The organism is Nodosilinea sp. E11 (assembly GCF_032813545.1).
GTDB lineage: Bacteria > Cyanobacteriota > Cyanobacteriia > Phormidesmidales > Phormidesmidaceae > Nodosilinea.
Map to the genome: position 1 here is coordinate 2,396,887 of NZ_CP136520.1, position 19,288 is coordinate 2,416,174.

17 protein-coding genes and 3 pseudogenes are annotated in these 19,288 nt (G+C 55.1%); 8 read left to right on the plus strand and 12 right to left on the minus strand.

Going from position 1 to position 19,288, the window contains the following annotated elements:
* Positions 1–301 precede the first annotated feature (301 nt).
* The gene (locus RRF56_RS12905) at positions 302–733 is read left to right on the plus strand and encodes a hypothetical protein (RefSeq protein WP_317038049.1); all 432 of its coding nucleotides are present in this window, start codon (positions 302–304) and stop codon (positions 731–733) included.
* Positions 734–773: 40 nt separating this feature from the next.
* On the opposite strand, the gene RRF56_RS12910 is transcribed toward RRF56_RS12905, so the two are convergent.
* Positions 774–2,276 carry an FAD-dependent oxidoreductase gene (locus RRF56_RS12910; RefSeq protein ID WP_317038050.1) on the minus strand — a complete coding sequence of 501 codons (1,503 nt, stop codon included), beginning with the start codon at positions 2,274–2,276 and terminating at the stop codon, positions 774–776.
* Between the two features lie 168 nt (positions 2,277–2,444).
* Here RRF56_RS12910 and RRF56_RS12915 point away from each other — a divergent pair, with 168 nt between their 5' ends.
* Together RRF56_RS12915 and RRF56_RS12920 are read left to right on the plus strand one after the other, a co-directional pair.
* Positions 2,445–3,182 carry a TspO/MBR family protein gene (locus RRF56_RS12915; protein WP_317038051.1) on the plus strand — a complete coding sequence of 246 codons (738 nt, stop codon included), beginning with the start codon at positions 2,445–2,447 and terminating at the stop codon, positions 3,180–3,182.
* Positions 3,183–3,381: 199 nt separating this feature from the next.
* Positions 3,382–4,026 (plus strand): Uma2 family endonuclease, encoded by a 645-nt coding sequence (locus RRF56_RS12920; protein ID WP_317038052.1) that lies wholly within the window; start codon positions 3,382–3,384, stop codon positions 4,024–4,026.
* Positions 4,027–4,160: 134 nt separating this feature from the next.
* Here RRF56_RS12920 and RRF56_RS26410 read toward each other — a convergent pair.
* Positions 4,161–5,117: pseudogene (locus RRF56_RS26410) on the minus strand (hypothetical protein); the annotation flags it as partial.
* On the opposite strand from RRF56_RS26410, the pseudogene RRF56_RS26415 reads away from it, so the two are divergent.
* Positions 5,095–5,160 (plus strand): annotated as a pseudogene (locus tag RRF56_RS26415) (pentapeptide repeat-containing protein); the annotation flags it as partial. The pseudogenes RRF56_RS26410 and RRF56_RS26415 overlap by 23 nt on opposite strands.
* On the opposite strand, the pseudogene RRF56_RS26420 reads toward RRF56_RS26415, so the two are convergent.
* The 4 genes and pseudogenes from RRF56_RS26420 to RRF56_RS12940 all read right to left on the minus strand — a co-directional run.
* Positions 5,145–6,029: pseudogene (locus RRF56_RS26420) on the minus strand (pentapeptide repeat-containing protein); the annotation flags it as partial. The pseudogenes RRF56_RS26415 and RRF56_RS26420 sit on opposite strands and share 16 nt — an antisense overlap.
* 102 nt (positions 6,030–6,131) lie before the next feature.
* Positions 6,132–7,445 (minus strand): mechanosensitive ion channel family protein, encoded by a 1,314-nt coding sequence (locus RRF56_RS12930; RefSeq protein WP_317038054.1) that lies wholly within the window; start codon positions 7,443–7,445, stop codon positions 6,132–6,134.
* A gap of 277 nt (positions 7,446–7,722) precedes the next feature.
* Complete coding sequence (locus tag RRF56_RS12935) at positions 7,723–8,088, minus strand: DnaJ domain-containing protein (protein WP_317038055.1); 366 nt, start codon at positions 8,086–8,088, stop codon at positions 7,723–7,725.
* Positions 8,089–8,187: 99 nt separating this feature from the next.
* A complete protein-coding gene (locus RRF56_RS12940; protein WP_317038056.1) occupies positions 8,188–8,808 on the minus strand; it encodes an SDR family oxidoreductase in 621 nt (206 codons plus the stop codon).
* Positions 8,809–8,986: 178 nt separating this feature from the next.
* Here RRF56_RS12940 and RRF56_RS12945 point away from each other — a divergent pair, with 178 nt between their 5' ends.
* Positions 8,987–9,958, plus strand: a complete 972-nt coding sequence (locus RRF56_RS12945; RefSeq protein WP_317038057.1) for a carbohydrate kinase — start codon at positions 8,987–8,989, stop codon at positions 9,956–9,958.
* Between the two features lie 90 nt (positions 9,959–10,048).
* On the opposite strand, the gene RRF56_RS12950 is transcribed toward RRF56_RS12945, so the two are convergent.
* Positions 10,049–10,885, minus strand: coding sequence for an SWIM zinc finger family protein (locus RRF56_RS12950; protein ID WP_317038058.1), 837 nt, complete (start codon positions 10,883–10,885; stop codon positions 10,049–10,051).
* Positions 10,886–10,963: 78 nt separating this feature from the next.
* On the opposite strand from RRF56_RS12950, the gene RRF56_RS12955 reads away from it, so the two are divergent.
* Entirely contained in the window at positions 10,964–11,386 is a 423-nt protein-coding gene (locus RRF56_RS12955) for a hypothetical protein (protein ID WP_317038059.1), read from the plus strand.
* Entirely contained in the window at positions 11,383–11,805 is a 423-nt protein-coding gene (locus RRF56_RS12960; RefSeq protein WP_317038060.1) for an HNH endonuclease signature motif containing protein, read from the plus strand. Before RRF56_RS12955 ends, RRF56_RS12960 begins: the two co-directional genes overlap by 4 nt.
* An 81-nt stretch (positions 11,806–11,886) precedes the next feature.
* Here the strand turns inward: RRF56_RS12960 and RRF56_RS12965 are convergent, their stop codons facing one another.
* The 3 genes from RRF56_RS12965 to RRF56_RS12975 all read right to left on the minus strand — a co-directional run bounded on the left by RRF56_RS12965 (position 11,887) and on the right by RRF56_RS12975 (position 16,619).
* Positions 11,887–12,603 (minus strand): hypothetical protein, encoded by a 717-nt coding sequence (locus RRF56_RS12965; protein WP_317038061.1) that lies wholly within the window; start codon positions 12,601–12,603, stop codon positions 11,887–11,889.
* A 132-nt stretch (positions 12,604–12,735) separates the two neighbouring features.
* Positions 12,736–13,293: a hypothetical protein gene (locus RRF56_RS12970; protein ID WP_317038062.1), complete on the minus strand. Its 558-nt coding sequence runs from the start codon at positions 13,291–13,293 to the stop codon at positions 12,736–12,738.
* Between the two features lie 140 nt (positions 13,294–13,433).
* Complete coding sequence (locus RRF56_RS12975) at positions 13,434–16,619, minus strand: DEAD/DEAH box helicase (protein ID WP_317038063.1); 3,186 nt, start codon at positions 16,617–16,619, stop codon at positions 13,434–13,436.
* A 289-nt stretch (positions 16,620–16,908) separates the two neighbouring features.
* Between RRF56_RS12975 and RRF56_RS12980 the strand changes: the two genes are divergently transcribed.
* Entirely contained in the window at positions 16,909–17,388 is a 480-nt protein-coding gene (locus RRF56_RS12980; protein ID WP_317038064.1) for a superoxide dismutase family protein, read from the plus strand.
* 36 nt (positions 17,389–17,424) lie between these two features.
* On the opposite strand, the gene RRF56_RS12985 is transcribed toward RRF56_RS12980, so the two are convergent.
* Together RRF56_RS12985 and RRF56_RS12990 are read right to left on the minus strand one after the other, a co-directional pair.
* Positions 17,425–18,324, minus strand: coding sequence for a YihY/virulence factor BrkB family protein (locus RRF56_RS12985; protein ID WP_317038065.1), 900 nt, complete (start codon positions 18,322–18,324; stop codon positions 17,425–17,427).
* 561 nt (positions 18,325–18,885) lie between these two features.
* On the minus strand, positions 18,886–19,158 hold the full coding sequence (locus RRF56_RS12990) for a hypothetical protein (protein WP_317038066.1): 273 nt from the start codon (positions 19,156–19,158) through the stop codon (positions 18,886–18,888).
* Positions 19,159–19,288: the final 130 nt, after the last annotated feature.

Sequence of the window (19,288 nt, forward strand, 5' to 3'; positions counted from 1 at the left end):
CGGCCCCTGGGAGGTGACGCCTTAGCCTTGCCAGCAAAACAATGGATTGCTATCCAATACCGACTCCGCTATCGACTCCGCCATAGGTTACCTCCTGGGCCATCATTTAGGGGCTTTTAGCCGCTCACTAGGGCTACCCACCTTCAAGACTACAGCGGCGATCGCAGCGATCGCGGCAACTCGGTCAACTTTGCAGCAAATCTACAAACTTTATTCGGTTGGCTAAACTGTTTCCAGGTTAGGGAACACTAACCCCCAGAACACTTTCTGTCATAAACCAGTGATTGTTTAAGGGATACCGATGATCAACGTTACTGCGGCTGCGCTACTCGCTATTGGCATAACCCTAGACTCTCTAGGGGAAAACTATACGCTTTTGGCGGCGATCGGCATTTTGTTCGCCATGGCGTTCTTCTTGTTGATGTATCTCCAGTATCCAGTCTTGTTTATCGGCTCGGCGCGATATCCCTTGGCCAGAAAGTGCTTTCCGTTTGTCCGTTGGGCCATCTTTGGTATTTACTTCGTCGATCTGTCTACCACGCTCATGCGCTACTACGGCGGCCCCGAGCTGAGTGTCTCTATCCATGCCTACAGCATTTGGGCTGGCGTCTACCTGGTGATCTACAGTCTGGCGATCTTGACCGGCCCGCCCAAGCCGCGTCGCCGTAAAAAGATCCTCCAGCGCTATAGACAACGACGTTGGGCCGCCCAGCTTGCCCCCATTCCAGCGTAGGGTGGGCAATGCTCACCAGCTCTTGATCTGTGCCGATCGCCTAGGGCAGCCAAAAGCTCGGTAACCCTTGTAATCCCGCTTTGACCAACCGATTGACCGATCGCAGCACCTGAATATGCGGCTCATCGGGAATCACCGGCAAAATCGCGGCGGGTTGCCCCTGACCCAATGTTGCAATCACCCGGTTCGCCGCCTCTAGCCCGGTTACGTAGGCCTTCTCCTGTGACCAAGAGCCATGGCGGGTGACAATCCAGTCGCCTGCCATAAACAGGTTGTCGAAGCTGGTGGTGGCGGGCAGCAGGTAGCGGTAGCTGCCGGGGGCAAAGTGGGTCACCCCCTGGGGAATGCGCACCACGGCATGGTCAACAATCTTGGCCTCGCCAAAGGCCGGAATGCACCCCGCTAAGTCTTGCTGCACCTGGGCTACCACCTGGTCGTCATCCAGCGCGAGGAGCTGGTTGGCGTGGTAGTAGTCGGCCTCGACCACGGTGCCCGGTTCGTCGCGATACTCGTCATGGAGCGCGTTGAGATCAAAGAACGTCCACCCAGTGGTGGGGTGAAAGCCAAAGCAGGCGTTGGAGGGCAGGGGAATATCGACCTTGCGATCGAGCCATAGCCGCGTAGCCAAAACGTCCACCGCCCCCAGGTTGCAAATATTGCTGAACTCGGTGCGATGCCTGAGCTGGGCCGACTGCTCCACGATTTTCTTCAGCCCGCTAATGCCCACGGCAAACACCACCGCATCGGCCTCAAACACCTCGTCACCGCAGACCACCGCCGTCACCCGGTTGTTCTCCACCCGCACATCCGACACCCGGTGGTTGGCGAGAATTTTGCCCCCCGCCCGCTCGATCGCCTCCGTCCAGGGCCGAAAGATCTGTGCCCCCACGGTGCCCCGGCACCAGCGCACATCAAAATCGGGCTGGTGGGCGAGGATGAAGTAGTAGAGCATCCCCAACGCCGCTGCCGCCGAGCACTGCTCCCCAGGAGCAAACAAGCCCACCAGCAGCATCGGCTCAAACGATTCGTGGTAGAGCCGGGCCGACACGCCGTACTGGCGGAAGAGTTCGCGGGCAGTGATGCGATCGTACTTTTGCCACGCTTCGTCAGAGTTGTCGAAGTCGATTAGCGCTTGCAGCAGGGGCAGAGCCGAGAGCCGATCGCTCAGTGGCAGGCGCTTGAAATCGGTGTAGAGAAACGTGCCCAGCGGCGTCGGCAGATAGGGCTGTTCCTGAAACAGCGGCGACTCGACCTCTAGCCCGTGGGGCGAATACTGGGACGATCGCGTCCACTCGGTAAAGGGCTGAATGCCCAGATGGTCGGTGAGAGCAAAGATATTGCGGTAGGGGTACCAAAACCCGTGAATGCCCGCTTCCACGGCTCGGCCCTGGGGTGTTTGCCAGCCCGCCACCAGCCCGCCGGGGTAAGCTCCGGCTTCTAACAGCGTGACCGCGTAGCCCTGGCGGGCCAGGTGATAGGCGGATCCCAATCCGGCCCAGCCTGCGCCGACCACCACCACCCGCTTTTGTGCTGTGTCTTCCATTGTTCTCGCCCCCGTTGCCCATAGACCTTCTTTACTCTATCGGTACAAGGCCCGGTAGGGTTTAGGATCAAGGGTAGGCCTGTGTCCTCAGCGTCCCTCACCCCCAACCCCTTTCCCAGGGGTAGAGGGGAGCAGAGCCATCTTTGATAAACCACTCTTTTTAGGCAGATGAGCAGCAAAAAAATTGTGAAAAGCGGCGTCAACAGAGTGATGGGGGTCAACGAAACCATCCGCGACACCACCATCCAGACCGATTTGACCAATCCCCGCTGGGATCAGAAAGCGACGCTGACCTATCTGGGGGCGACGATCGCCCAGGTGGCGGCCATGACTGCGCTGCTATGGGGCATGGATGTGGCCTTTGGGTACTTCAACCTGGGTGCATTAGCCCCCTGGGCAACGACTGCGATCGCCTGCGCGTTTTTTGCCTTCGTGACCCTGCGATCGCGCCTCTTCTCCCTGCTCGACAATACGCGCAACAGTGGCCGCTACAAGTCGCTCCAGCGTCCGGGCTGGGCACCGCCGCCGCTGGCCTTCCCCATTGTGTGGATGAGCATTGCCGTGCTGCGGGTGGTCTCGGCTTACTTGGTGTGGTCGGCGATGGGGCAAACGTTTTTGAGCTGGCCGCTGATTCTCTACGTGGTGCACCTCAGCCTGGGCGACACCTGGAATACGATTTTCACGGTGGAAGGTCGCCTAGGGGCGGCAGTGCCGATGGTGATTGTGGGGCCGTTGCTGTCGGTGGTGGTGCTCACAGTCGGCTATTTTCAAGTGGTGCCGCTGGCGGGGTGGATTATTTTGCCGTCGCTGGTGTGGCTGGCGATCGCCACCGCCCTCTGCATCAGCCTCTGGCGCTTGAATGGCCAGGAACCCCTCTATCCAGTCATCTCCAAAGCCGAGTCGTAGGGTGCATTCGCGCAGCAATGCACCATCTGGAGTCTTGATTCTCGATACTACTAAAACCATAGGCGGTGCATTGCGGCATTGCCTTTTTGGGTCAGCCAGTTAAGGTTGATGGGCCGCGAATGCACCCTACACCTGGCCTAGGTTAGGCTAGCCGTAATGGACGCTAACGACACTAATCATCCTCTTGGTGAAAGCATTCATGGTCACCCTCGAGCTACGCCAAATTGAGGTGCCTCTGGGCAAGAGCCTGGTGCTGCGCGACGTGAGCTGGGCCGAGTTCGAAGCCATTTTGGCCGAGCTGGGAAACCACCGCAGCACCCGCATCGCCTACGACGATGGTTTTTTAGAAATTATGGCCCCCCTGCTAGAGCAGGGATATTTCAGGGAAGCGATTAGCACTGCTATTGGCGATATGGCCGAGGTGCTAGAGCAAGATTACGAGTGCTACGGCTCTACCACCTGGCGGTGCAAGGCTCAGCAGGCTGGCATCGAACCCGACAACTGTTTTTACTTCCAAAACGAGGCGCTGGTGCGAGGCAAGCTGGAATTTGATCTCGATCGCGACCCGCCCCCCGATCTCGCTCTCGAAATTGATCTCACCAGCAAATCCCTCGATCGCTTTCCGATCTATGCTCGGCTGGGCGTACCGGAAATCTGGTGCTACGACAGCGGTATGCTAATGATTTATTTGCTGGAAGGCGATCGCTACGCGACATCAGAGCAAAGCCGCGTGTTCCCCACACTGAATATTCGTGCCCTGCCGCAGCTGATTGAATCGCGGCGATCGGCGGGTCGGCTGGCTCTGCGGCGAGCCGTTAGAGAGTGGGTAAAAAGCCAATCGTAGGGTGCATTCGCGAAGCAATGCACCATTTATAAGCGTAACCACCGATGCCGCAATTGGTGCATTGCGTCCCCAACGCGGATTTTATGACGGTTCACCGAGATTGACGGGCCACGAATGCACCCTACGACGCCAAATTAGGGTTGAATTGCGTCTCTAGACAAACCTATCTTTTCCCCCAGTTCCAGCACGTTTGCGGTGAAATCGTTGACGTTGCCTACAAAGGTAGCGGTTCCCCCCGCTAGAGTGGCGGCTGCCGTCCCTGCCGCGATCAGCCGTTGGAGGCATTTGCCAATGCGCTTGGGCTCCTGCTTTTCGGGCTGGCTGAGATCGCCTTCCAGGTCATCTAGCTCCATGAGCACATCGTCTTTTTGCTCTGGAGGGAAGGACTGGGCAGAAGCCCGGAGTGCGGCGATGAGCTGGCCGATGGCCTCGTTGTTTTGGTTGATGTAGGCGGTCATTTGCCCCTGGTTGGTGCCTGCAATATTGCCCACCGGAGCATAGAAATTTTGATCGCCCATAGGTCTTAACGCTAAAGTTTGAACTACTCCCATCATCTCTCGATATATCTTGAGTTGCCCTTCTGCTTCTCTTAACGAGAATTGAACCGAATATAACTGTTTCTCAGTAGTTTCAATATGGCCTTTAAGCTGTTCCAGCTCTACTCCGGTCTCTTCCGCCTCTACTTTCAAGCGGACTATCAAGGATCCTTCCTTTTCCTCAATGCCTTGGATGCCGATATTCTGCTGGGGATACCGCTGCCGCAATTCTTGGAAGGATTGGAAAAAAGCTTGCCAGTCAATGCCCTCGGTGAAGGTAATGTCGATGGTTTCTAGGGCACTAGCAATAATTTGAAAGCGCTGGGTGAATTCACCTGGGGCAAAGGTGCTTTCAGGGTCTACGGGGAGACGACCTGAGAATTGCTCTGTTTCAATTTCATAGGTGCAAAAAATATAATCGCATTGGACATCTTCAAGGATGGTTGAGCTGCTGACTTGCCAGTCTGCAATGCAGGCTCCCGTGAGTGTTGCCTGCATGAAATTTGCACGGAGCACCTGAGACCCATTGAGGTTGGCGGAACTGAGGTCGGCGGATCTGAGGTCGGCGGATCTGAGGTCAGCGGATCTGAGGTCAGCGGAACTGAGGTCAGCGGAACTGAGGTCGGCGGCTCTGAGGTCGGCGGAACTGAGGTTGGCAAATCGGAGGTCGGCGGAACTGAGGTTGGCGGATCTAAGGTTGGCGGATCTGAGGTCGGCGTATCTGAGGTTGGCGGCTCTGAGGTCAGCGGACCTGAGGTTGGCAAATCGGAGGTTGGCGAAGCAGAGGTTGGCGGCGTTGAGGTTGGCCCTGCTGAGGTCGGCGGAGGTGGGGACGTAGCGGATGTCGTTGACGATGCCGAGCGTGGCGGCGTTGAGGTCGGCGGATCTGAGGTTGGCGGATCTGAGGTCGGCGGATCTGAGGTCGGCGGATCTGAGGTTGGCCCTGCTGAGGTTGGCGGCGTTGAGGTCAGCGGAACTGAGCTTGGCGAATGTGAGGTCGGCGGCTCTGAGGTTGGCGGTGTTGAGGTTGGCCCTACTGAGGTTGGCCCTGCTGAGGTTGGCGGAGCTCAGGTTGGCGGTGTTGAGGTTGGCCCTACTGAGGTCGGCGGAGCTGAGGTTGGCGGATCTGAGGTTGGCGGATCTGAGGTTAGCGGAGCTGAGGTCGGCGGATCTGAGGTTGGCGTTGCTGAGGTTGGCGGATCTGAGGTTGGCGGATCTGAGGTTGGCAAATTGGAGGTTGGCGGATCTGAGGTCGGCGTTGCTGAGGTCGGCGTTGCTGAGGTCTATCTCTATCTCATAACCGTTCATAGCCCTCCCTCCCTTTGAACGAAAAATCAGGGATCTTAGCCACTTAGCTAGGGGAGTGAGTGAATCCTTACCTATCTCAGTTACGGAATTTTTCTTTCTCCACGCATTCCAGACTTCACTTCCTTGCTTGAGCAAAGCGACCTGTTCTTCATTTGCCATCGCCGTTGGGTCTGCATCGTCACCTCACCCTAGACTACGCGCGATCGCTCATCCGTTCCGTAACTTTTTGGCGACCTGTGGCTAGAAACTGAGCAAAACTTTTTAGGGTTCTTGCTGGTCTGCCCCTTTGGCAGCGATCGCATCAATCGCAACCTTCGTCCCCTCGCGAAACATCAGCGTATGGATCTCCGTAGGCATGTCGATACCCGCTGCTTGCAGACTCTCTTTCATCGCCTGAGAGGCCTCCGAAGTCACCTGCAAAAACGACTGACGGCGAGAATTCACCCAAAACCGCACCTCCAGTCTGACGGTGCTGGGGGCCAAGTCTTGCACCAAGATCAGCGGTGGCGGCTCTTTCTCAACGCCTTCGACCCGCGTAACCGCCTCAATAATCACCTGGCGGGCGGCGTTGATATCGGCATCGTAGTCAATACCGACCACAACATCGCTACGGCGCACCGGAGAGTCGGTATTGTTGACCACACTCTTTTGAAACACCTGCTGATTGGGGATGTACACCAGCCGCCCATCGTAGGTACGCATGGTGGTGGCCCGCAGCTGAATCTGCACCACGGTGCCTTCGTAGTTGCCAATCACCACCTGGTCGCTAATGCGAAACGGGCGGGCTGCCAGCAAAATTACCCCAGAAATGTAGTTGCTGAGCACGTCGCGCAGGCTAAAGCCGATCGCCACACTGGTCAGCCCCAGGGTGCCCAGCAGGGCAGTAAAGTCGAGGCCCAGCACCCCCAGAGCGACAATGCTGCCCAGCACCCAGACGCCGCCGTAGCAGAGGCGGCCAATCAAAATTTCGGTACCGCGATCGCCCTCGGTTTGCTCGGCCCACAGCAGCCCCAGCCGCCGCACCCCCTTGGCCACGATCCAGGTCAGGCCCACCAGCACGATCGCCCCCAACAGCGACGGCAGCAGCACAATGGTGTCGTTGACCAGCTGCCGGGTTGTGCTGTCGAGCCGCTGTAAAACATCAATGGCTAAGTTGGGCTGGGCCAGCACCTGATTGAGGCGATCGGCCCACTGCTGCGCCAGTTCTTCAACGGTAAGGCCAAAATCGTCGGCATCCTGCTGGGTGACGGTCATCAGCACCCGGTTATTTACCGCCAGCAGGGCAATCTGGCGATTGTCATCGACCTGCACAGCAACGGTACCCAGCTGCTGAGCCTGGCTGAGCAGCCCAGCAATGCGACGGTTGATGATGGCGGCGCGATCGCTGGCGGTTAGCCCCGTCAAACTACCCACCTGAAACACCGGTTGGCCCCGCACCATCACATCGGCAAAGAACACTCCAGCTTCTGAAGGCGGAGGTAAGGCTTCTGCAGGTGCAGACAAAGCCGGTGCTGGGGAAGATTCTGGGCCAGCCTCTTCTTCTTGGGCCTGAAGCCCAGCCGCAGGAAGTAGCAAGACGAATACGAGCAATATTCCCCTGACTTGCGATCGCCAAATCCGCTGCAAAATTGGTTCCTCCTACCTGCTGGTACCCTGCGCCGAACCACCCTGAGGCTGCCCCGCGATAGTTCTAAAATCGGCTAAACCTGAGTACCCCAGCCAACTGCTTGCCAGGGTAAGGGTTGAACGGCCTAGGATCAAGGCCAGCTCGGCATAGATTTTCCCAAGCCAGCCCTGGGCTCAACTCATTTTGCTCGGTCCCAAAGGCCAGTAGCCCACACCCCACTAAACCCTAGCCATAACGGTCGAGCAGATCGCCGAGGATGTCTTCGAAGCGGCCAGAGCGGCCAAATTCCATCGTTTCAAAGTCGTCATTTTGCCGACCGCTGGGGTAGCTGGTGGCCCTATAGCCTGGCTGAGCCTGTTGCCAGCGGTCACCGTAGCGATCGTAGTGATAACGTTTAGTCGTGTCGGAGAGCACTTCGTAGGCCTGGGTTAAGGTTTTGAATTGCTCTGCCGCTGCATCATTGTTGGGATTGAGGTCAGGGTGAAACTGGGGGGCTAGCTTGCGGTAAGCCTGTTTGATCGTCGCCAAGGTGGCCTGCCGATCGACCTTTAGAATTGCGTAGTAGTCTGGAGCATCTTGGGGAGTAGGCATCGTTTTGCGATCGCATTACCAACTGCCAGAAACCCAGCCCTGGCTGTTTTACTATACCGAACGGCACCGAGGCGCGATCGCCCTACAAACAAGGCGGCACTAATAAGACACGCCAGGGGTTTGCTTCAGGTAAGCATCCTCAGTGACCTGTTTAAGCATAAAGTCGGCCACATCAGCGCGGGCAATTCTAGCCCCAAACTCAATCGTTTCGCCAGCCCGATACTCGCCCGTACGGTCGTCGTTGGTCAGCCCAGCGGGGCGCACAATCACCCAATCTAGACTGCTCTGCTGAATAATGCGCTCTTTGTCGGCGTGATCGGCGATCGCATTGCGTAGCACCAGCGGAATGATGATGTAGCGCACCAGAAAGCTGACCTGTTTGCGGCTGTCGCCAACCCCGAGAGACGACTGATAAATCAACCGGCGAACCTGGTGTTTTTCCATCGCCTTAACGATGTTTTGCACCCCTTCGACCAGCGCCGGGTTCCGTTTTAGACTCGCCGACCCCAGGGCCGACAGCACGGCATCTTGACCCTGCACCGCCTGCTCTACCGTGGCCAGGTCGGTGACATCCCCCTCAGCTACCTTGACCGTTGGGTATTGGCTGACCAGGTCACTGGCATGGCGAGAGAACGCAGTCACGGTGTGCCCCAAAGCCAGGGCTTGTTTGACCAGTTCGCGCCCGGTATCTCCCGTTGCGCCAAAAATTAGCAGGTTCATCCTGGGTTCTCCATCGCCATAGTGTTCTTTAGGGTGGCAGATAGGGCGATGGTTGGCTTCTATCCTTTGAAATGGATTGAGGAGTGGGGCAGGGCTGAATTTACAACCATGGCCAACGGGCTGAGGACAGGGGCTGAACCACCTGAGAAGATTGGCATAGCGAACTAGGAGACAACCCATGCGCGAACCGGTTCTTTGTCTAGGCGAGTGCCTGGTCGATCGCCTGTTTGAGGTCGGCGATTCCCCCCAAGACCCATCCCCAACCTGGACCGACTACCCCGGTGGCGCGCCCGCCAACGTGGCCACCGCGATCGCCAAACTGGGTACCCCCACCCGGCTGATCAGCGCCCTGGGCCAGGATGATCTAGGCGACTGGCTGATCCACACCGTGGAGCAGCAGGGGGTGCAGTGTCAGGTGCAGCGTGTGGCCAACCTGCCGACCCGCACCGTGCTAGTGCAGCGCGATCATACCGGCGATCGCCAGTTTATCGGCTTCAGCGCTCCCAACCCCACCGCCTTTGCCGATGCCCACCTTACCCCCGAGTGGATCGACACCGTTGATATGACCGGGGTGGCCTACCTGGTGATGGGCACCCTGGGGCTGGCCTACCCCACCACCGCCCGCGCCATGGAGCGGGCCAGAGACAAAGCCCAACAGGCTGGGGCAAAGCTGGTCATTGATCTAAACTGGCGGCCTGTGTTTTGGCCTGACGTAGACCTTGCCCCCACCAAAATTCGCGACTGGCTAGCAACTGCCGATCTAATCAAGCTCTCCCGCGAAGAAGCCCTATGGCTGCTAAACACCGACTCTGCTGCCGACATCGGCCAGCAGTTTCCCCATGCCCAGGCGGTGCTGCTCACCGATGGAGGCCAGGGCAGCACCTGCGCCACCCAGCACTACAGCCTTGCACTCCCCGCGTTTGGGGTAGATAGCCAAGATACGACTGGGGCCGGGGATGCCTTTTTGGCAGGGATCATCCACCAGCTGTGTCAGCGGGGTTGGGATAGCCTGGAGCAACGGGATGCCGTTCAGGAGATGCTGCGCTACGCCAGCGCAGTAGGGGCGTTGACCACGCTAAAGCCGGGGGCGATCGCTGCTCAGCCCAGTCCTCAAGCCGTTGAGCAGTTTTTAGCCACCCAGCCCCGTTAGAAGCGTCGGTTCGGGGCGGTTAGGTTAGGGTGTTGATGCGATTAGTACTGCACCATCCCCATCTAACGGGCCAAGCCACCCACGGCAGCACTATAGTCGGTCTTTGTGCTTGGTTTTAACCCGCTGATAAAGGCTCTCCATCGCCTCAACAAAGGAGGTATCGCGCCCCCAAAAGGCCGGGAAGTCGCCCTGCTTTTTTACCAAAATAGCGGGCACTGCCGCTGGGGTAGCGACCTCAATGGTCTGGGGCAGGCGCTTTTCTCCCTGCCAAAATTCTTTGAGAGAAGGGGCCGAGGCTGCAACGGTTTGGGGTTTAGTGTAATAGTGCTCTACCGGGTCGGGCGATCGCTGCTGGGCCGAAAGTTCTGCCGAGAGCGCTTGCCCTAGGGGCGATTTGGCTAGCTCGGCTTTGAGTTCTTCCCTGGGCAATCCCCGCAGCTCAAACAATAAAAAGGGATCGCGATCGAGTTCGGCGGCAATCAGGTAATAGACTCCGGCGATGTGTTTGCAGGGGTTGCTGTAGTCGGGGCACGAGCAGTTTGCTTTAAAGTCTTTGGCGCTGGCGGGCAGCAGGTTCAGCCCCAGGGTTTTAAAGCTGTCTTCGATGTTGTCAGGAATTTCGTTGAGCAGCAGCCGGGAGATTAGGCTGGCTTTGGAGGCGACCAGGGCGATCGCAGCGGCCCACTTGGCTTTGCTGATTGGCTGAAAGTCAATAGTGGTCGTATACAGCGGCTCTTTCGTCACCCCAAAGTAGGGGTTCACCGACCCGCGCACCTTAGCAGTCACTAGCCCGCCGTCAATCTCAAAGCTTTTGACCTTGCCGCCGCTGGCGTAAGAGCGCCCCCGCTGCAACCGGCCCGAGTCGGTCAAGCGCTCGATCGCAGTGATAAAGTTTTTTCCCCACCAGGTGCGGCTAAAGTTTGCCATCGCTAGCCTCTAGTGCTGGCTTTATTGTAAGTGGCCAGGGGAGTAGAATGGGATGATGTCGCCGCCCTATCTGCCACCATGTCGATGCAAGTTACCATCGAACTGCCTGAACCTGTGATTCGTCAACTGAGGCAAATTGCGGCAGCGACCCAACAATCGATCGAAGCGTTGGTTGCTCAAAGTGTGCTCAGCAACCTTCCGCCTTCCGCAGAAAATGCTCCGCTAGAACTACAGGCTGAATTGCTGGCAATGCAAACCCTCAGCACTGATGAGCTATTAGCTATTGCCCAAGCTCAAGCCGAACCTGCTCAATGGCATCGACATTCTGAATTTTTGGAACAAAATCAAGAGGGCCAGCTTTCGCTGGATGAACGACAGGAGCTGACCGACTTAAGACAGATTGCTGATCAGCTCATGTTGCGTAAAGCGTATGCCTGGGCACTGCTGCGCTGGCGAGGCCAAAAGCTGCCTAAGTTAGAAGATTTACCAACGCCAGCATGACTATTTCTGAGAGCCTGCGGCGGCAGGTCATTGAAGAAGCTAATCATCGCTGCGAATATTGCCAGACATCATCACGTTTAACGGGAATTCCCTTAGTGATGGAACACATTCTCCCACGTTCGTTGGGTGGCACGGATGACAGGATTAACCTGGCAGCGGCTTGCTACCGCTGCAATGAGTTCAAGGGCGCAAAAACGGAAGCGGTTGATCCTGCAACCCAGCAACTGGTGCCGCTGTTCAATCCTCGAATAGAAGATTGGGCAGTTCACTTCTTTTGGGGCAATGGAGGGACTCACGTTATTGGACTCACGCCCACTGGTCGTGCGACTGTTATTGCCTTGCGGCTCAACAATGACAATATCGTCGCCGCTCGACTCCTTTGGATTGAGTTTTCATGGCATCCACCTCAGGATTTATAAAACGGTATGGAGGGTGATGGTTTGGGGGAGGGGGGCGATCGAGCGTAGTGAATGGAACGGTGGGTAGTACTCATCCTACTACTAATATTCCCTTGAAAATATATCTAAAACCTCTTGTATGGGCTCCATTTCATTATCGAAGATATCTGCATACTCTATGCGGACGGCAACATTTGATAAGATTTTCCTTATTTGATCTCTAAAAGCCGAAAAAGCATAATTTTTCTCGTCTCCTTCCAACCAAATTAAATCAATTTGCTCTCCTGCAGGCAAATATAGAAAGCCATTAATTGTATAGTCTCGCCACAGCATACCTTCAGGAAGGGGTGGCAATAGTTGTACTAAGTCCTTTACACGCTTTCTAGCATGAAGAGGTTCATGCAAATTTTCTATGATTATTTTTCTTGTTTTTGCAGGCCCGACACCAAGGTTCTTGACCGTCACTTTAATCTTGTTTACATAGTCGCTCGAATATATTGTGCAGAGCGGCCTTAGTGTAATTGCTTGCAATCTTTCTTCTCTTTCGGTCTCAAGTTTATACATCTTCTCTTCTCTTTCAGTCTCAAGGCCATGAACCTTAAACCCAAGCCAAATAATGGCAATTAGATTGACGAGAGACATCAAAGAACTTATAAGTCCATTCAAATAATCTCCAAGCGATGCCCAGTCTTCAGGCCTATTAGAGATAGGAGCATCCTTGAAATGAGAGACATAAATTAAAACTGGAATTGCATAGATTAGTGAAATAAATAAACCTATAGACCAAGACAGTACTTTTGTTGTTGTTGTTTTTTTCATCTTTGGCCATCAGCAAAGTAGGTTGGTTAAAATGCTAGCAGAATCCAATATTTTAGTCTTATGATGGGTTTTACTCCGTTCCAGTCACTACACATAGAAAAATTCCTCTCGAAATCTGATCATGGATTTGTATCAATTAGTTGGCTTTAAATCGACACCCATGAGATTACTGATAATATCTTCATTGGCACAATTAACAGTTGTGACATATTCATTGTTAATTAAAACGTCTACACCTCCTGCAACTGGTCTTCCCTCTAACAGGCGATCTTCTGATATAAACACTGTGTACACAGTATTGGCATTAGGAATGTCAATAGAATAATAAATGGATCTTCCTACTCCTGCCCACTGATACGTAGAAGCCTCATCACGAGGTATATCTAAAACAATTTCTGGGTTGTTTTCAGGGCCAAATGAATATTGAATCGTGTCGCCAAAATCATAAAGCTTAATCAATTTATCATTCTCTGTCTGGCAAGAGAAAAGTAGATTATTGTTTGAATTTTGGCCCAATTCAGTAACAGAGTTGCTTTCTTGGAGAGACTGATTTTGTTCAGCAGGAATTTTGTTAGCAGAACTATCATCCTGAAGAGTCTGCTGTTTTTCAGTCGAGATTTCGTTGGCGCAAGCGGACAAAATAAGCGTACTGATGCAACTAGTCATCAGCAAATATAAAAATTTTCTCATTGCAATCCAATTCCTCGACCTGTATTCAAAAAAACGATCCGGTGATTAGTATTAATGTTATCCCCATTATCTTTTTCATGCCACTCCAACAGGGACTTAGAGAAAAGGTGTTGCTCCAATTATGGAAGATATTTAGGGCATCAATCCATGATCGCGCTTTTGTTGAGGGCGATGAGTTGTTTAAATGCGTCGTTGTCTAGCTCTGTCAGCCACGATTCATCGGCACCGACGATCGCACCGGCCAGCTTTTTCTTATCCTCAATCATCTGGTCGATGCGTTCTTCGAGCGTGCCCATGGCGACGAACTTGTGGACGAAGACATTTTTCTTTTGGCCAATGCGAAAGGCGCGATCGGTGGCCTGGTCTTCGACGGCGGGGTTCCACCAGCGATCGAAGTGGAAGACGTGGTTGGCCTGGGTGAGAGTGATGCCGACCCCGGCGGCTTTCAGCGACAGCACAAAGATGGCGGGCTCGGTATCGGGGTTTTGAAAGTCGGCGATCATCTGCTCGCGCTTTTTGCGGTTGGTGCCACCGTGGATGTAGTAGGTGTTGTAGTGGCAGGTGTGGCGCAGGTGGTGCTCTAGGGCGTCGCCGATTTCGCGAAACTGGCTGAAGACCAGGGCGCTTTCGCCTTCGGCCACCACTTCATCGAGCATGTCGAGCAGGCGGCTGAGTTTGTGCGATCGCTCCGGCGTAAAGTCACTCTCATCCTGCAAAAACTGGCGGGGGTGGTTGCAGATTTGCTTGAGCTTGGTCAGGGTGGCGAGAATCAGACCCTTGCGCTGGATGCCCTCGCTGGTTTCGAGCTGCTCAGTGACATCCTTGAGCACCGCTTCGTAGAGGGAAGCCTGCTCGGGGGTGAGGTTGCAGAACAGCTTTTGCTCAACCTTGTCGGGCAGGTCTTTGATGATCGACTGGTCGGTTTTGAGCCGCCGCAGAATGAAGGGTTCTACCAGCTTCTTCAGGGTGGCGGAGCGGGCGGGGCTGTTTTCTTTTTGAATGGGTAGCTCGAACTGCTTGCGAAACTGGGTCTGGGTGCCCAGGTAGCCGGGGTTGAGAAAGTTAAAAATCGACCACAGATCCATCAGGCGGTTTTCGACTGGGGTGCCGGTGAGGGCGAGGCGATGGTTGGCGTTGAGCTTGAGAATGGCCTTGGTCTGGGCGGTTTTGGGGTTTTTGATGTTTTGGGCCTCGTCGAGCACAATGCGGTGCCAGGTGACGCCCTCTAGCAGCTTGGCGTCTTTACGAGCCAGGGTAAAGGAGGTGATCACCACGTCGTGGTCGCGGCAGATTGCTTTGAAGGCTTTGGTGTCTTGGTTGCGATCGCCCCCATGGTGCACTACCGCCCGCAGATGCGGCGCAAACTTTTCGATCTCGTGAAACCAGTTGCCGACCACCGAGGTGGGCGCAATCAGCAGCGTGGGAGGAATCGGCTGGGCCGTTTCTTCTCGTTCTTGAATCAGGCGGGCGATCACCTGGATGGTTTTGCCCAGGCCCATGTCGTCGGCCAAACACCCGTTCAGACCCAGATTTTCTAAATAGTGCAGCCAGGAGAGGCCGCGCTTCTGGTAGTCGCGCAGATTGCCCTGGAGCTGGTCGGGGTCGGGGGTGAGTTCGAGGCGGGTTTTGTCGCTGAGCTGGGTGAGCATGGTGGCCAGGGTGTCGTCGCGATCGAACTCCACCTCTAGGCTGTCGTCAGCCTCGCCGCTGGTCAGGCGCATGAAGTCGAGCAGGCTCATTTCGGGGTTTTCGGCCTGCTGCTGCTGCCAAAACTCCAGCATTTGCTGCATTTTGTCCTGATCTAGCTCCATCCACTGGCCGCGAAACTTGATTAGAGGCGACTTGGCATTCACCAACTGCTGCCACTCGGCCTCGGTGACGGGCTGGTCGCCGATCGCCAGGTCGTACTGGTACTGCACCAGGGTGTCGTAGGAAAAGTAGCCCTTCGATTTGTCGCTGCCGCCGAGGGATTTGCCCTTAGCCCGCAGCCGCACCTTGGCCCGCTGGCGACCCTTGGGCGTCCACCAGGCGGGGACGATCACTTTGTAGCCCGCATCTTCTAGCACCCAGGCCGATTCTTTGAGAAAGGTGAAGGCGGTGTCGAGACTGAGGTAGATCCCCACAGGCTCGTCTGTTTCTAACCCGCGCCACAGGTCGGGGTAAATGCGGGCAGCGTAGCCCAGGTTCATTAATAAGTGCTGCTCAAAGTCATCCCCCATCTGGGCTTTTACCTGGGCCTGCTGCTTGGGACGCATGCGCCAGTAGTCATCCAACGAGACTCTGAGGGAAGGGTCGTGCTTGGGAGCGATTTGAAAGAGAAGCTGCCAAGGATCTTCTGGCTTGGATGGGTCTTGCAGGTGAAAGTAGAGAAAAAAGGTTTGATCGGTTTGGGTGCGGGCAATGCGATCGCGCCATCCCTGCCACTGCTGATAGCGCTCCAGATCTGCCGCCGATTTGCCAGGAGCATTGCCCTGTAAGCAATCCTGAATTAGCGTATTCTCAACGGTTTTGAGATAGCTCTGGGGCATCGCCGTACCCCGCACCAAATCATCGACAAAGCATTCTGAAAAGTGGCGGAGTAGGGTGGTGCGATCGTAAAAGGTGGATGTTTTGGGAACCTCCTCAAACCCGGCGACGCAGAGCAGGGGCATGTAGTCGATGTAGGTTTGGATGTGCTCGTGGTAGCGATCGCCAATAATCTCCCACCCCGGATAAATCTCAAACCCTGACTCCGGTTTGGATGATTGCTTCTGGGCCGTTGTCTTCGTCCCTGCGGCCTTGCGGCCCTTGGATGCCTTCGCCGCCGCAACCTGCCGATACTTCAGCGCCGGAATGTACTGATCGCGCAGAATCACCTGCTTAAACGCCTGGGTATAGTGGTACCAAAACAGCAGATCGGCCCCCAGTTGCACCTCCGCCAGGTTGTAGACAGCGAGAAAGTGCAGATTATTCAGCAGGCTGATTACGTCAGGTAGAACGGGGAGCTGGTAGCAATCGACCTGCCAGTACTGCCAGTCAAAGCGGTCTGGGGTGTCTACTTCTAAGTAGCGCAATAGATCCAAAGAAGGCAGCGGTTGACCTTCCATCGTGGGCAGCAGAAAAGTGCGGGGAGTGATGAAAGTGTCTAGGGGGCGGCGATCGGGCGACTTTAGCCCTAGCTCATCGGTGAGTAAGGGCACTAGGTCGGGTTCGGGCAGGTGAAAGGGATGGGCCTGAGACGCCAACTTGCGACGGCTCTTTTGCTCGGTTTCGACCCACAGGCAAAAAGCCCCCGTCTGCACAAAGGCGGCAGGCTGAGGTATCCAAGTGCCGTGAAGAATTTGCATTATTCCATCCCGACAGTAGTGCAAACCGCCCAGGCAGCGCTGTTTTAGCTCAAGCCCTCTACATCAGTCAGCATAGCAAGTGCTTACTTTGTACCATGAGAGCTTGAGACTTGTGGAGTGCCGCGATCGCCCGACTTCGCCTGACAATCGGCAGAACTCAACCACAGTGGGGAGAAGACCAGCGCTGACACTCAACTATGATCTAAGCACCGATGCTAGGGATAGGTTTATGTTTGCTCTCTTCAATCGCTTCAAGCTTTTTTGTTGGGCGCTTTGCCTAAGTGGCCTCGTGCTTCTAGCTAGCCCTGCCACCGCCACCGCCCTCACCACCCAGGCCGAGCTAATCGACAACAGCGGCAATGCCATTGGCACTGTGCAGGTCGAGCAAGGGCACAAAGGCGTATTGATCAACCTTCAGGCCAGAGACTTGCCCCCCGGCTACCACGGCATGCACTTCCACGCCGTAGGCGATTGTTCAGATTTGGCTGCTTTCAAATCGGCGGGCGGCCACGTAAACCCCTTTGACCAGCCCCACGGGTTTCGCAACCCCGATGGCCCCCACGAAGGCAATTTGCCCAACTTGGTCGTTGCCGCCGACGGCACCGTGGACGTTGAGCTGTACAGCGATCTGGTGGAGCTAGACTTTGGACCAGCCAAGCTGCTAGATGACGATGGCACGGCGCTGATTGTCCATACCGACAAAGACGATCACTATTCGCAACCAATTGGCGGTTCTGGCGGGCGAATTGCCTGTGCGGTGATCCGGTAGGCCTGAGCGCAGATGGCCTGACTAGCGGCAACAGCATTAACGCTCGGGCCTGTCCTCAGTGGTTGACACGGCAAAATCGGAGGGGACGATCGGTAGGCCGTAACGCCGCGCGTAAACCTTCGTAAAGACAGCCCCCGAAAATAGAATAATTGCTGCGTAGAAAATCCAGGTGATGATCACTAGAAACGAGCCAGCCACGCCATAGCCCGAGCCGATATCGACCCAATCTAAGAAGATGCCAAAGAGCCACTGGCCCACCATAAACAATCCGGCGGTGAGTATGGCCCCAATCAAGGTGTCTTGCCAGTGAATATCGGCATCGGGCAAAACAGTGTAGATAGCCGCAAAAACCGCCGTAATCGCTCCAAACGAGACCACCCAGCTCAAAATTTGCCACAGATAGCCCATAGCCGGTAGCCATTCGTTGAGATTGGTAACCGCAACAGCCAGCAGGGTGTTAGCCACCGACGATACCAGCAGCAAAAATGCGATCGCAAGAATCATCGCCGCCGATAGCAAGCGCTTCCGCAAAAAGTGAAACATGTGACGACCGGGTTCTGGTTTGACATCCCAAATACGGTCTAGAGAATTTTGAATGCCTGCAAACACACTGGATGCGCCAAATAGAAAGAAGCCCAGGTTAAGAATGAGCTGAAGCGGGCCTTCGCTAGCTTGATCGCGGAGATTAGTAATCGCGGCCGCCATCAGATTAGCAGCATCATCGCCTAATAAATCATCCAGTTGAGACACAATTTGCTCTCTGGCTGTTGTTTCTCCAAAAAATACGCCCATGATCATGATCACCAAGATCATCAGAGGCGCTAACGAAAAAACGGTTGAATAGGCGAGGGCCGAGGCCAGCAGTGAAACTTCCTGTTCTTGCCATTCAGCGATAGTTTCTTTGATCAGTCGACGCGCTTTTCTCAGACTGGTCATTGAGTTTCATCCTGAACGATATAGCAGCTAAGTAAGCTAAAGACTGGCGGCACCAGAACTTGACTTACAAAACAATGTCTTGATTCTGACCATAGATGGCGGTGCGAAATCATCTACCCCTGGGTCAATAAAAATTTCCTCGTAACAGCGAGGGAATGAGTAATTTCAGGCGACATTGCAGCAGTTGATTTAGTTAAGACACTTTGACAGGCGAAATTCTCTGGTAGGGGCATTGCATGCAATGCCCCTACCAGAGAATCTGTCTTAACCCAATCGACGTTTGCAGTAGCTAAAGCTGACTTTACCTCTTGAAAGCGAGCAGCCGCGTCAAACCTGAGTCAGTCGCCCTGATGTACCTAAGCAAATTTGTGGGGGCAAATGCCCTCGGCTTAAGCCCACCAGGCTCAAATAATTGCCTCAACAGGGGCAGCCTTGCGGGCTACCCCATTGCTTTAGCCCTCTGCTGACGAAATGCGGCGGGTCATAACGCTGATGTATTCGCCGTTGCGCCCGGTGGGCACGGGGTCGATCCAAGCGATGCGATCGCAGTAGTGCAGCACGCTAAAAGTCATCAATTAAACCGCTCAGCCGAGACAGCACCGGATCTTCAGGCACATCCTCTTCAAACGCCTCTACATAGGGCACCTCATCTGAGACGGGCTGGGGAGACGTCAGGACGGCAGCACCCGAGCCAGTCAGGTGCACTACCTGGAGAGACAATTGCGCCAACTGGGCTTCTAATCGCTCCAACCGATTTTTCTCTTGAGCAAAAAAACGCTGCTCTACACTGAGCAACTGAGCCTCAAGGCTTTCGATCCGTTTGTCTGTAGACAATAGCGGTTGATCAGGACAAGACTGATTACTCAGTAAAAGCTGGTGCAGCGCTTCTTTGCAAAGACTGCTAAAACTTAAGCCCGGCTGCCTAGCCAGCTCAGCTTTAACAGCGGCCAACAAATTTTGATCT